Source organism: Bacteroides sp. OM05-10AA, assembly GCF_003439055.1.
GTDB classification, from domain to species: Bacteria; Bacteroidota; Bacteroidia; order Bacteroidales; family Bacteroidaceae; genus Bacteroides; species Bacteroides intestinigallinarum.
The window spans coordinates 24,227-37,489 of sequence record NZ_QSUR01000050.1; the positions used below are offsets into that span (position 1 = coordinate 24,227).

General features: G+C 38.2%; 11 protein-coding genes and 1 pseudogene. All 12 read left to right on the forward strand.

Annotated elements, in window-relative coordinates; all coding sequences use genetic code 11:
• Positions 1 to 68 precede the first annotated feature (68 nt).
• Complete coding sequence (locus DXB58_RS25105) at positions 69 to 497, forward strand: DUF5053 domain-containing protein (RefSeq protein ID WP_122138637.1); 429 nt, start codon at positions 69 to 71, stop codon at positions 495 to 497.
• Positions 498 to 715: 218 nt separating this feature from the next.
• Positions 716 to 1,636 (forward strand): putative phage abortive infection protein, encoded by a 921-nt coding sequence (locus tag DXB58_RS25110; protein ID WP_122138638.1) that lies wholly within the window; start codon positions 716 to 718, stop codon positions 1,634 to 1,636.
• Positions 1,637 to 1,653: 17 nt separating this feature from the next.
• The gene (locus DXB58_RS25115; protein WP_122138639.1) at positions 1,654 to 3,531 is read left to right on the forward strand and encodes a PIN-like domain-containing protein; all 1,878 of its coding nucleotides are present in this window, start codon (positions 1,654 to 1,656) and stop codon (positions 3,529 to 3,531) included.
• 121 nt (positions 3,532 to 3,652) lie between these two features.
• The gene (locus DXB58_RS25120; protein ID WP_122138640.1) at positions 3,653 to 4,132 is read left to right on the forward strand and encodes a hypothetical protein; all 480 of its coding nucleotides are present in this window, start codon (positions 3,653 to 3,655) and stop codon (positions 4,130 to 4,132) included.
• 313 nt (positions 4,133 to 4,445) lie between these two features.
• Complete coding sequence (locus DXB58_RS25125) at positions 4,446 to 4,634, forward strand: hypothetical protein (protein ID WP_122138641.1); 189 nt, start codon at positions 4,446 to 4,448, stop codon at positions 4,632 to 4,634.
• The gene (locus tag DXB58_RS25130) at positions 4,631 to 4,990 is read left to right on the forward strand and encodes a hypothetical protein (protein ID WP_122138642.1); all 360 of its coding nucleotides are present in this window, start codon (positions 4,631 to 4,633) and stop codon (positions 4,988 to 4,990) included. The genes DXB58_RS25125 and DXB58_RS25130 overlap by 4 nt, the downstream gene beginning before the upstream one ends.
• Positions 4,987 to 5,157: a hypothetical protein gene (locus DXB58_RS27780; RefSeq protein ID WP_158571586.1), complete on the forward strand. Its 171-nt coding sequence runs from the start codon at positions 4,987 to 4,989 to the stop codon at positions 5,155 to 5,157. Before DXB58_RS25130 ends, DXB58_RS27780 begins: the two co-directional genes overlap by 4 nt.
• Positions 5,154 to 5,426, forward strand: coding sequence for a 5-formyltetrahydrofolate cyclo-ligase (locus tag DXB58_RS25135; RefSeq protein ID WP_115484480.1), 273 nt, complete (start codon positions 5,154 to 5,156; stop codon positions 5,424 to 5,426). The genes DXB58_RS27780 and DXB58_RS25135 overlap by 4 nt, the downstream gene beginning before the upstream one ends.
• 96 nt (positions 5,427 to 5,522) lie before the next feature.
• Positions 5,523 to 5,942 (forward strand): hypothetical protein, encoded by a 420-nt coding sequence (locus DXB58_RS25140; RefSeq protein WP_122138643.1) that lies wholly within the window; start codon positions 5,523 to 5,525, stop codon positions 5,940 to 5,942.
• 1 nt (position 5,943) lies between these two features.
• Positions 5,944 to 9,654, forward strand: a complete 3,711-nt coding sequence (locus tag DXB58_RS25145; RefSeq protein ID WP_122138644.1) for a hypothetical protein — start codon at positions 5,944 to 5,946, stop codon at positions 9,652 to 9,654.
• 6 nt (positions 9,655 to 9,660) lie between these two features.
• Positions 9,661 to 11,706, forward strand: a complete 2,046-nt coding sequence (locus DXB58_RS25150; protein WP_122138645.1) for a hypothetical protein — start codon at positions 9,661 to 9,663, stop codon at positions 11,704 to 11,706.
• Positions 11,707 to 11,769: 63 nt separating this feature from the next.
• A pseudogene (locus DXB58_RS25155) lies at positions 11,770 to 13,263 on the forward strand (hypothetical protein); the annotation flags it as partial.

Consider the following 13,263-nt stretch of genomic DNA (forward strand, 5'->3'; position numbering starts at 1 on the left):
GTTCCCTATTCGACGGGGTAGGGAACTCATCTTCTTCATTATTTTGTTTTATTTAAAATTTATGTAAGATGGGAGTAAAAGAAGATTTTTTCAGATTAAAAGCAGCATGCCTCCAGGCTAAAGGTGATGATCGTGAAAAAGCGGAACAAGAGATGGATCGTTTCTTTGATTCGTTACGACCGGAAGACCAAAAGGAATTGCAAGCGGCTATTGATGAAGATTTTGCTCGGATTCACCAAGTGGTTGAAGACGCTAAAAAGATGAAAAGACAGATTGAAGTGCGAAAGATTTTATCTGAAGTACTTCCATTCATCTCTGTCTCTGAATTTGCCAAGCAATATTTTGATAAATCAGCTTCTTGGTTGCATCAACGCATTAATGGAAATGAGGTGCATGGGAAAGTAGCAACTTTTACAGAAAAGGAATTGAAAATTTTATCTGATGCGTTGAAAGATGTTGCTGATAAATTGAATAATGCAGCTATTGTATTAGCTTAATAAAAAAGAATATATTTCTAGGAGATTTCGTTTTTCTTGACTATCTTTGTTGCTGCCAAGTGAAAACCACATGTTCAACTCCTCATATCGTGTAATCTGTAAAATTGGATTCTTAGTGGTTCCGGTTGGCACACGACATGAGGAGTTGATTGTTGTGTATAATAGAAGAGTATGGCTAAAAAATAACGTAGAAATAGCAACATAAAATAAATACGATTATGAATAAACGCTGTTGGCTTTTTGAAAAACTGGATAGGCTATTTGAAGTATTGTTGGATGAACGATTTATATATAGATTTATAGTTCTATTTTTTATTATTGTTTCGGGGTCGTTTGTTGTTTTTCTTGTTTTATTTACTCCTCAAGGTTTTTCTTCTTCTATTACTGATTGGGGAAATTATTCAATGTGTTTAGGGGCACTGTTTTCTTTTATATCTGTACTTCTCATTTATAATACATATAAAGAGCAATCAAGGGCATATCAAGAGCAAGCAAAGGCTAATAATGAACAATTGATGAGCACATATAGAATACAGTTCGATTCTACCTTTTTTAATTTGCTTAGTGTCCAACGAGAAATACATTCGGAGTGTATTAATAATACTATAAAATACAGAGATAGCTTAGATAATGAATATGAATGCCATAGTGTATTTGGATATATAAAGAAGAAAATACAGGAGCATGAATCGGACTTGAATGATTTGAATGATGTACTTGAAACAGCTAAAGCACGAGAGAGAATCTGTAATATATATGCTGATGTTACCAGTTTTAAAATGGGGGGAGTTGTTACGGGAGAAAAAACAATGATTGTTTCTCGCGAGGAATATGATATAATGCATTATTTTAGAAATCTATATCATTTAGTCTGTCATGTGGAAGGTAGTTTATTATCAGATTCTGAAAAGAAAAAGTATATTGGTATTATACAAGCCCAAATGAGTGATGAAGAACTATTGACTATGTTGTTTAATGTAATCCATTACATTGTTAATAATGGAAATGAGGGCTATTTTGCAATATTGGATAACTATCATTTTTTTGAGAATCTAAGACCTCCTTATGGAATTAAACGGTCATACTATCTGCTCTCTCCATTGTTCAAATATACAACATTGAAACATATTAAAATATAACTTTAATTTAAAATATTATGAGATTCCCACAGTTACTAATCGATGTAGATGAATATTATTCTCAATTAACTAAATTGATGTCAAAAAATGATTGCCATTTATTTTTTGACACTAATATTATATCTCAAATGTATAGGCTTAATTCTGCAGCAAGAAATGAGTTTTATTATTGGTTAAATTCTTTAGGTACTAGGGCCCATGTTCCCAATTGGGCTATTCATGAATATTCAAATCGCTTTTTAACAGAAAAAACCTCAGATTATTTAGGTGAGTTGGCTAAGTTGTCTTCACTTCCGAAAACATTAGAAGAAATTACGAACTTTTTGAAGATGTATGTGGATGAATGCCTTTTAGTTAATCCCAAATACCGGGATAACAAAGAAGTGTTGTTTACAGAGCTTGAAACTATAACAACTAATTTACGTGTTATATCTAATGCATTAGGCAGCAATGAGATACAGAAAGTGAAGCTAAAAGTTCATCAGGAAATGGTAGAAAAATTTCAAGCTATAGCTTTAGATAGTAAAATTGTTAATCTGTTGGAGAATTTTGGAATGTATTATTCTTTTCGTTATGAACATAAATATCCTCCTGGATTTAAAGATAGTAATAAAGAATATAATTCAGCAGGGGATTTACTCTTATGGCAAGAAATTCTACAATATAGCAAAGAGCAGGAGATAAAGAAAGTGGTATTAGTCACAAGAGACATGAAGAAAGATTTTGTTTATGCCCCTAAACAAATAAAGGAAAATGGAATTGTTAAATCAAATTCTCAAAATAAAATAAAAATAGCAGATGAACGTCTTGTTGATGAATTTCGCTCTGTGGTAGGTACAGAGACTTTTTATATAATAAATTTTCAGCAGTTAGTTGGAGTGTTGTCTAAAAGTTCTTCCTCACAGTATAGAAATTTGTCTGTTTCGGTACAAATAGATCCATATTTTGTTTCGCAAACAGCTGATAAGGGCAATTGTGAACTGGACTCTCTAGAAGAAACTTCCGAGCTTGTTGATTCAAGCGAAATTCCACATGAGGAAAATATGGACACGACATCTTCAATTTCTCAAATAGAAACAGGAACCGTGGCAATAGAACAGGAGATAACTACAAAACGAGAAATGTTTGATGATTATTCACAAGAGGCATTGGCGGATAAAAAGTTTACGTTAGATGAAGGGAATAAGCTACATGCCATTATTAGTGATTTGCGGTCACATAATTGGCCTACCCAAAATTTTGCTGTAGAAAAATTATATAGTATATCTGTGAACGATTTTGAGATTACGGAAAGAGTTAGAAACTCATTTTTTGTTCTTGGTAGAAATGTGTATCAATCAGCATGCGGTAATGCTTTTAAAGCTATTTCTTTGATTGATACCTTACCTTCCTTTTTGTCTAACATAGAGCAGCATATTTTAAGAAAATCGTTTTTAGACGGTGCTTTATATGAAGTTTATTTTAATCATGATAATGAATATAGAAAGGATGGGTGCAGAGGAGATTATTTGAGATCTTTAGAATCTTGTTTAGAACAAGAGGAATATTCTGATTCATTGGAATTTATCAATAAGAGATTAAAGCCTTTATTAGATGCATATATATGTTATCCACCATTGTATGATAAAGAAGTGATTGTTTCTCTTTCTGGTAAAGTTGATGATGTTGGATTCAGTGATTGTTTTGTTGTGAATCGGCTTGAGATAGATGGGAAGAAGTCTGATTATAAAGGCTTTAGACTCGCTTTGCCTTGCTTTGTGAATATAGGTCACTTAAAAAAGACTCTTTCTCAATTATTTGCAATTGATCAAAGATTTATAACTATTAAAGGTCTGCCGGATGATATAATAAAAGAGCATAGTCCAATTTATTTTGACTACTCTCCTTCTTCTTAAATATAGAAAGAATCTATGTCAAGGAGAATATTGCAAATATTAGCGGAGTAAAAAGCTCCGCTTTTTTGTTTCCTTATTTCTTAAATCTTACCTTTGTAGGATAACTTAAAAAACACACAAGATGAAAAAGGTAGTTTTTATCATGCTGCTTATGTTGGCAGCGTTGAACGGTTACTCACAGGATCCTTGGAATCCAATCCGTACTTATTGCGAAATAGTGGGGACAAGTAATCTAACCGGTACGAAAGTAAAGATTGAGATTGATTTTGGTCAGGAACAAAAGTACTGGTCGAAGCATTCTGATAATTTTTTGGTAGATGCGGATGGTAAGGAAATCAAGTTCAATTCTATGGTTGACGCTTTGAACTACATGGCGCGATTCGGATGGAAGTTTGAACAGGCCTATGTAATCACTGAAAGTTCAACAATGTCAAAGAACAATGTATATCACTATCTATTGAGCAAGGAACTTCGGGGAGATGAGAATGCCAATTCTGGCATTTACATAAAGGGAGATCATGAGAGTGAGCAAGTAAAGGATAAAGCTTCCAAGGAGAAGCCTGCTAAAAAGAAACGAGAAATTGGAGATGATATTTATTAGTTCACTTTTTCTTTTGCATTTTCAAATTAAATTCTCATATTTGCAAAAGCTAAAACTTACATCATCGTTAGTCGATGCCGAAAGCAACGGATAATGCTCATGCGAAACAGTGGGCTTTTTTTATGCCCATACCTATCGTGTTCTTGAATGCAAGAATATGATGTACGAAAATATAAAGATATGGCGGCTGCCTTCTTTCCCAACATTTATTAAACGCTTAGGCGGACTAATGATGTGAGTTTTAGCGAACCGGGAAATGGCAGCCGTTCTTGTTTTCAAGAAAACTTGCCTAAATGCTAAAACTCACATCATTATGAAAAAGAAAAAAAGACCGACCTTAGTGCCGGTTAGTAAGTTGCAGGATTATTTTAAAGGACTTGCTAGTCTGCTTGCAGAAAACAGTGAATCTTATTTAGTTTCTTATTCCGGTAATACTACCTCTATTGAACTTTCCCCAGGGGAGTATATTACGATATCAACGCTGAAAGGAGGTCAATCATGATGTTCTTTATTCATCATGTTCAAACTTATTCTAATGTGAATAAGAAGGGGCAGGAGATGTGCGAATTCGCATCTTCCTTTGATCGTCTGCTTATTGTTGATGAATGTTCACTTGATTCTCTGAAGTGTTCTTTTGAAACGAAGGTGGAAGAACTAAATAAAAAGTTTCCTAAAACAAAAGTTATCACTTTCATCGGTGCACCAATGGATGCTCATGGTGGGCGGTTTAGTGTTCAAGTTGAGCATGATGATTCTCAACCGATTTGTTTTGTTTCGTTTTCCCCAGTCCGGGGACATTATTCTTTCAGTGAAGGTGTTTCTGATTTAAATGCAAAGAAGATAGGAGGTGGGATATGAGCGAGAAAGGAAAAACTGTATTTGTCTCGGATGAGGTGCTTAAACTTCTGCGTATGCAATCAGAAGTCATATTGTCTCAAGCGATGATGCTCGAGGAAAGTATTAAAATCCCTCCCTTCTCGGTGATAAAAGATGGGAAAGTAATAAAGAAAGGAAAAATAGCATGAAAGACCAAGAAGCAAACGTTACGAATGTTAGTGTTTATATTGCTGCTCTGCAGGCTACTTTTAAGCCAGCGTGGGACGCCCGGCATACAACACACTGGTTTACAACCGATGAAGTTTATCAATCTATAAAAAAACTGGATCCGGCGGCCGAAATATCGAAAGATGATATATTTAAAGCTATGACGGACGCTGGCTTCAAGTTCCAAAACCGTCCCGGAGCATCGGGATGTGATTTTCGGTGGATGCTTGAACTAAAGAATAATAAATAATCAAGTTCCGGAGAGTGAAGGCGTTCCTCTCCGGATTTTTTTTGTCCTTTACCTTCCTTCTTTCCCTTAGTACATTCGCTAAAAATAACAGCGAATATGATTTCAGAAGATTTAGTCAAACAGCGATTTGTGCATGATACAATTTCTCAAGGTATCAATCTCATTTATCAGACTCAAGAGAATGTCGTCCGTACTTACCTGAATACCCGTTCAGGCCGACTGTTGTCAAACCTGCAGCGTAGACCGTTCACTATCCAGGAGTCCGAAGGTAAACAAGAATACTTTATTCGTATTTTTCCGTATCTCCGTTATCTTGATATTCGATATCGACGGGGAAACGACCGAATCTCACGCCATATCCGGAGCAACCTGGCTTTGTATAATCGAACGGTATGGGGAGTGCTTTATCATGAGACTTTTCCAGAATTGCGTTATGGCTACAATGAAGCTATCAGAAATAAGATTCGTGAGCAATTAGAGCAAGCATTAATCTACGAACAATCTCAAAACTGGTAATATGGGAAAGAAGCATTTGTCGGAAGACGAAATCAAGTATATTGTATCTGCTGAATCTAGTCAGGCCCAGCGGGATATTCATGAACTGACTAAGGTTACAAAGCTGCTCAATAAAGAAGAAAAAGCACGTCGCACTGCGATGATCGAACTTGAAGCGCAAGGCAAAAAGAATACTAAGGAGTATCAGAACCTGGACAAAGAAGCCAAATCGCTTTCTAAGCAGATAACTGATAATAATAAGAAAATTGGAGCATTAACCAGGTCACTGGATGTCAATGCCATGACCGGACGGCAACTAAAGAAGGTGGCTAAGGAGTTAGCTGCTACGCTTGATGATATGTCAGAATCTGCGGATCCGGAAGAATATGCAAAACTTAGTAAGAGGCTAGGTGAGGTACGTAATCGGATAACAGATTTGAAAGGATCCGGTAAGAATATCAAAGCTGAATTCGGGACGATGGAATCTGCGATGGGAAAGCTAAAAGCCATTGCAGTGGCATTTATTACAGTGAAGTTGGCAGGGTATTTAAAAGATATAGCTCAAAATGCATACTCAACCCGGAAAGAGTTTGCCAAGTATGAAGCCGTGCTCCGGAATACTTTGCAGTCGCAGGAGAAAGCTGCTGCAGCAATGAAGATGCTACAGCAATTAGCTGCAGATACGCCGGGTTCTCTACAGGAATGGACGGAAGCTTATATCAAACTCATTAATAGGGGTATTAAGCCTACTACTTCAGAATTGACCAATATGGGTGACTTGGCAGCCTCACAGGGTAAAAGTGTGGATCAGCTTATCGAAGCCATACTGGACGCTATGACTGGAGAAAATGAGCGTTTGAAAGAATTTGGTATCAAGGCAAGCAAGAGCGGGAATACTGTGAAGTACACTTTCCGAGGGGTTACTACTGAAGTGCAGAACACTGAAGAAGCAATAAAGAGTTATCTGCTAAGTTTAGGAAAATTGGATGGCATTTCCGGATCGATGGCTGTTCAAATGAAAGAACTTGAGGGACTGGAGTCTAATTTTAAAGATACTTTAGACAACCTATGGAATAAAATAGGTAAGCGCATGGAACGTTTTTTTAAGAAGGGGCTATCCTGGGCTGCTGATTTTGTTTCAGATATAACAAAGGTCATGGAACCTTTATCGGATACTTTTGAGGATCAAATGGAAAAGGTGGTCAATTTGGAAAGACAGCTTCCGGGTATGGCAACTCGATATGATGAACTTGCAGGTAAGGTTAGCCGTAATGCTGAAGAACAGAAGGAACTGAATTCTTTAATTGAGCGCATTTCCAATATTGTTCCTTCTGCTGTTTCTGAATGGGATCAATATGGTAACGTTATTTCTCTCAATACTCAAAAGGTGTATGATTATCTTGCTGCAGAGAAAGCTCGATTGAATTTTGTTCATCGGGAGGAAATTAAGAGTCTTAGAGCAAAGAAGGAAGAGGCGAAAGCTGAAATGGAATCTTTGATATCGCAAAATAAAAGAGGCAAAGTTTGGGCCGGTGGTACGGGATATGGCAATACAAAAGACCAGGGAATGCGTGATATGAGTGATGCGGAGCTAGCTGCTAATGCGGAGAGGATTGCTGAACTTAGAGAAGAACTGACCGGCATTACTGCTCAACTTGATAAAATTTCAGGTGATGGCATAGACAAAATCGTTAAGAATCGAATAAAGGCTCAAGATGACGCTACAGAAGCGCAGAAACGATTCAACAACATGAATAAGTCTATGTTGTCGGCGTGGTTGAAGGATGAGAAAAATGCAGCGGATCAATACCGAGAAATAGCACAGGAAATCTATGATAAGCGTTTCCCAACAACTCCTCAAGAAAAAGATAAATCGGATCCAAATGCTGTCGCACTCAAGAATCAGGAGTCAAATCATGAGGCGGAAATAAATCAGATCCGGTTAGTCGGAAGAGAAAAGCAACAAGCGGAAGAAGATATAAATCTGGCCATTCTGAAGTCGGATCAGGATTACTATAATAAACGGATCAAGTTACTCGAGCAATTCAAAGCAAGTGCTACAAAGTCAGCTAAAAAATCTGATTACCAAAAGCAAATCGTAGATGCAAAGTCTAAACTGATCGATACTGAAGTCTCCCTAGAAAAGCAAAAGGTATCTGCTGTTGAAAAATTACGCCAGGACGATTTGGAGAAAGAGAAGGCTGTAACTGCCTCTCAAAAAATGTTCCTCACTAGTGAGCTTGCTGCAAAGCATATCACCCAGGAACAATTTTCAATGATGACACTAGCCTTGACTTCAGCCAGTGCTGAAACTCGGTTGGCTATCGAACAGCGGTATTTGAATGATATCAATGACCTCGAGCTGAAGAATGGAAAGTTGAAAGCTGATTCTGTAAAACAGGCAAATGCGGCTGTTTTATCGGCTGATCAGGATGCAGCCAATGCTCGTGCTGCCATCCAGACAAAAATGAATGATCTGACTAAAGATTTTAAAAGTCAGTTTAAACTCACTACGGTTGGGGAGGATTTGCAGGCGCAAATGAAAGTATTGGATGCAACTTACCAGGCACGAAAACAACTTGCCGAGAAAGAGCATTTGGATACAAAAGAATTAGATACTGCTTATCAGAAGGCTAAGGAACAATTAGTGCAGGATAGTGAGAACCGTATCAATCAGATCCGCAATCAATATGGACTGTTAAATCAACAACAACAATATGATTTGCAGCTGCAACAGTTGCAGCAATACCTGGATAATGAGACGCTCACCCATGAGGAACATGAGAAGGCCGTTCAGAATCTGAAACGTGATTCGTTTAAAAAGCAGTTCGATTACTACTTAGACTTATTCTCCGGAGCTGTACAAGCGCTTCAGCAAGCCGAAATGGATAATGTGGATGCTAAGTATGATGCCGAAATCGAAGCGGCGCAGGGAAATGCCGAAGAGGTTGAACGCCTAGAGAAGGAAAAGGCACAGAAGAAACTGGATATTGAGAAGAAATACGCAGATGTCAACTTTGCCATCAAAGCGTCTCAAATTATCGCTGATACAGCTGTTGCAATAATGAAAGCCATTGCCGATTTAGGCCCGATTGCCGGTCCTATAGCTGCTGCACTTATGGGTATAACAGGTATTGCTCAACTTGCTTCTGCCAATGCGGAACGGCAAAAGGTTAAGAACATGACTCTTTCTGGTGGAAGTAGTTCTTCAAAAGGATCCGGGCAGCGTGTTGCGAGTGGTCGTGAGTCCGGTGGTAAGATCGATGTTCGCCGGGCTCAAGATGGTAAATTATTTAAAGGGGCTGATTATGATCCGGATGCCCGTGGTTTTATTGATAAACCAACCGTAATTGTGGGCGAAGGACCGGCAGGTCAGTCAAAAGAATGGGTAGCTAGCAATGCAGCTGTTGACAATCCTACGGTTGGTCCTATTCTTGACATGATTGATAAGTCGCAGCAGGCCGGTACCATCCGGACACTTGACTTGAATCAGGTTATACGGTCAAAAATGGCAGGCTTTTCTTCAGGTGGAAGTATTTCACAGCCTATTCCTTCATCTGGAACTCCCAAAGATGACGGAAGCGGTACAGCACTACCTCCGGAATTGATGGAGAAGTTTGCTCATGCTATAATTGGTATCAATGAAAACGGGGTAAAGTCTTCCGTCGTGCTGACAGATTTAGAAAGGAAGCAGGAACTCCGGGATCGTAGTCGTCAAATTGGATCAAAATGATAAAATATGAAAATCACGAATTCAAAAACGGGTAAATCTTATCAGCTCACTCCTGGTACGCAACTTGAGGTTGAACGCCCTAATTTGTTTTTTAATGAATGGGGGGAACAAACATTGCCTGTTGATATACCTAGCTCGGATTATAACGAAGAAGCTTTAGGATATCCTGATATAACTAGTGTTCGTAAGCTTCCGGATGATATACAGGCTACTATCTCGTCTGGCGAGTATTTCTCGGCATGTAGGCAAGCAATACTGAAAGTCAAACGTAAAAAGACAATTTCGACTTCTTTTTATTTAAATGAAGGTTCATTCTTGGCACAAATATCTAAAGCTTCATTAAGAGAGATGTTTGGTGAAGAGACAATACCTGGAGTGAAAACGGTTCAGCAGGGAATTGATTTCTGCAGGTCTTTAGTAGCGAATGAGAATACTCAATTCGCAATTTTTCCTGTATTCGTTGATTTCGATAATAGTCGTCGTTATATCAACCAGATGGAGTTTATGAATGCATCAGGTGGTATTACAGGATATACGGCCGGAAAACTTGATTTCTATAATTCTTATTCAAGGATAGAAGAGGTGGATGGTATTAGCGTCAAACTGGATCCAGGCTATTATATGACTCCTTTTCTTCGTGCTCCCTATCTCTTGAGACGTATTTTCTCGTATTTCGGTTATACGTTGCTAGAAAACTTCTTTGATGTGACAGAGCCTTTTAAAAGCATGGTTTTTATCAATAATACAATTGATTCACTTGTTAATGGTTCTATACTGCTTTCCCATCTTGTGCCGGACTGCATGTGTAATACGATCCTGGATGTTTTTAGAAAGAAATTTCTATGTGAGTTTATTCCGGACGAAGTTAATAGGACTGTTTCCATTGAGTTTTTTGATGATATAGCTAAGATGAAAGCAGAAACGGATCTTACTAACTGTTTGACTTCTCCACTTGAATTTGATATTCCAACATATCAAAAAGTAGTTCTATCTTCAGAGACTATGCTTGCGGATGGAGACACTTATGATTCGACCGCCGCTATAAAAGCTAAGTATCCTAATGCATATTGGGCTCCGATGTCAGGATCTTATTATCGTGTAGGATATTCGGACTATTCTATGCAAACACAAAAAATATCTTCTGCTACGATTCCTTACATGGCGGGCGGGACATTGAAAGAGAAAAAAATCATCTGTCCGGATGCTATGTTTTATCTGTTGCATGAGTCACGAGATTCAAGTCATTCTTCTGCCGCTAGAGATAATCGTACTTTAGTCTATCTACCTTTTATTGGAGATGGCCGATCTTTGAACTCTACTTTAATCGTTAATAGCTCCTCTGATAATGAAGGGGACGATAATAACAAGGAGGAAGAAATTGCCTCTAATAAGGATCAGGCTCCCATGTTGTCTCTGGTTTATAAATATACTGATGGATATTGCATCGGGACAAATACCAATTATACCTATAGTAACGTAAGATTTGCAGATTACTCTTTGCTGTATAATGGACCTGATGGCATTTTTGAAAGGTTCTATCGTACTTATGACAACTTATTACGTAATTCAATGCATCCAGTTAAGGGAGATATCTTACTTTCTGACCACCAAAAAATGAATATCCCAGCTCATCGGAAAGTGATAATAGATGGGCAGGAGCTATTTATTGATAAACTAAAATATTCCATAGGAGGGAATAATGAACCTATCGAATCAAGTTTCTATACGACTCGATTGTATGAGCCTGTACAAACTGCTCCTGCAGAAGATTCTCGCTTCCCTCTTCCTCTGGATGCAAATTGCTGGAGCATTGACAGAAACTCTTATGAAATATCAGAATCGGACTATAATGCGGAACTAGTTAAGTTTGGGGATACTAGAGGAACAAATAAACTGCCGTATATTTATCCTCCATTTCCTACGAAAGAACAAGTTGCTGCGGGTGGATATTATTATGAGCGATCTTTTGCTCATTATCAGGACGGCAGAGATAATAAGCGACGCTATTACCGTGTCGTGGCTAGACTTCGTCCTATTAAGACTCCTTATTGATGCAATTGTTGTCCTTTAGTCTGATAGGTGCTTGAGCTAATTTTACAGGAAAAAAGAAGAGTTATGACTATTCTCCAACAACCTGATCCATTATCATTGAGTGGAAATATCAAGGAATTCCGCATTGGCACTACTACTACAATCTCCTTTAGACTCTTGCAGGGAGGTGAGGAGATTGTGGCTCGGAGTTATGAGCCGGGTGCGGATGGTATCGTTATTATTAATATTCGGGATATTATCCATGACCGTTTGTCTTTCCTGTTCAGTAATACTTCAATTGTATATGAACAGACGAAGATTGTATCTGCCTTCATAGCGCAGATTTCGGGTACTGAAGTAGAGTTTACTGCTGTTCGTTGTGGAGTTGATATGCTTGCTGAAACACCATCGAATTTCCTAATCCGGAACTTTCTGACTTGGCAACCGAATGTTAAACCTGTTACATATTACTCTCCTGAATTTCTAACATATTATGCTGTTCGGGAATGCCAGGTAAAGCTTCATGCTTATTTCACGGATGAATCAGCTGCAGTCATTTCGCAAAGCGAGATAACTTTGGCCGATCTAACTGAAGGCAAGGCTTATACGATCCCTTTACAGTATGCTTCTGTTGCTGAAAAACTCGGTAATAAGATGCCAGCTTATTACGATGTGTGGGTTGAAGATGTGGGAGGGGAGCGACTGTCATATACTCAACGGTATTATGCTTCAGATATGAAATCTGAAACCGAGCAATGGGTGTTATTTGAGAACTCACTTGGTGGTATTGATACATTTCGTGCGTATGGTTCTACGGCTTTCACTGGGGAGCATACGCATAATATTGCAGAGATTGATGATGTTTCCCTTGAATACCGTGTCGATACAGCTCGTAAATTTCAAAAAGATACGGGATATCTGAACAGGAAAGAACGTGCCTGGCTACTTGACTTTTTCCCGTCTTTGAAGAAATATTTATATACCGGTTCTTATATCCGTTCAATTATTGTTGTAGAAAGTAATGTGACATATACGGATAAGGAGCTACCAAGCAACTATACTTTTACTTATAAATTCGCTGATGCTAAACCCTTCCTGAACCTTCAGAGGACAGATGTCCCTACTGGTGCACTTGAAATCGTAGTGCCTGAAGTCGGTTCTTTTACAGTGCCCCCTCGACTTATTGAATTTCCTCGCCTACCATTGTCCGAGGGGGCACTATTTCCTGTTCAGGATCCTTATTCAGAAGTTTGGAGTGTAACGACTACCGGTTCTGTCAGTGACTATATAATCAATCGTATTTCTGAAAATTATGGTGGAGGAGGGGGTGTTGGTCATCAACACAATAACATTGATCTATTACAGTTGCTATCTTATGCGACAGAGTATTTGCTAGTCGCAGGGAAAAAAATCAAAGCTGGTTATGCGGATAAGGCTAAATTAGCGGAGGATTTGGCTGTAGATAGTACAGTGTATGATAAATTATTATCCAAAGTTAATCCTGATAAAGCAGCGGAACTGATAACTTTCTTAAAAGGTTTAATATCTAAAGAGCTAATTGAAGCTAATAACGGTTTG

Bases quoted from the DNA above. Each gene is read 5' to 3' on its own strand.
- DXB58_RS25105 (WP_122138637.1), top strand. From the start codon at position 69: ATGGGAGTAAAAGAAGATTTTTTCAGATTAAAAGCAGCATGCCTCCAG.
- DXB58_RS25110 (WP_122138638.1), top strand. From the start codon at position 716: ATGAATAAACGCTGTTGGCTTTTTGAAAAACTGGATAGGCTATTTGAA.
- DXB58_RS25115 (WP_122138639.1), top strand. From the start codon at position 1,654: ATGAGATTCCCACAGTTACTAATCGATGTAGATGAATATTATTCTCAA.
- DXB58_RS25120 (WP_122138640.1), top strand. From the start codon at position 3,653: ATGAAAAAGGTAGTTTTTATCATGCTGCTTATGTTGGCAGCGTTGAAC.
- DXB58_RS25125 (WP_122138641.1), top strand. From the start codon at position 4,446: ATGAAAAAGAAAAAAAGACCGACCTTAGTGCCGGTTAGTAAGTTGCAG.
- DXB58_RS25130 (WP_122138642.1), top strand. From the start codon at position 4,631: ATGATGTTCTTTATTCATCATGTTCAAACTTATTCTAATGTGAATAAG.
- DXB58_RS27780 (WP_158571586.1), top strand. From the start codon at position 4,987: ATGAGCGAGAAAGGAAAAACTGTATTTGTCTCGGATGAGGTGCTTAAA.
- DXB58_RS25135 (WP_115484480.1), top strand. From the start codon at position 5,154: ATGAAAGACCAAGAAGCAAACGTTACGAATGTTAGTGTTTATATTGCT.
- DXB58_RS25140 (WP_122138643.1), top strand. From the start codon at position 5,523: ATGATTTCAGAAGATTTAGTCAAACAGCGATTTGTGCATGATACAATT.
- DXB58_RS25145 (WP_122138644.1), top strand. From the start codon at position 5,944: ATGGGAAAGAAGCATTTGTCGGAAGACGAAATCAAGTATATTGTATCT.
- DXB58_RS25150 (WP_122138645.1), top strand. From the start codon at position 9,661: ATGAAAATCACGAATTCAAAAACGGGTAAATCTTATCAGCTCACTCCT.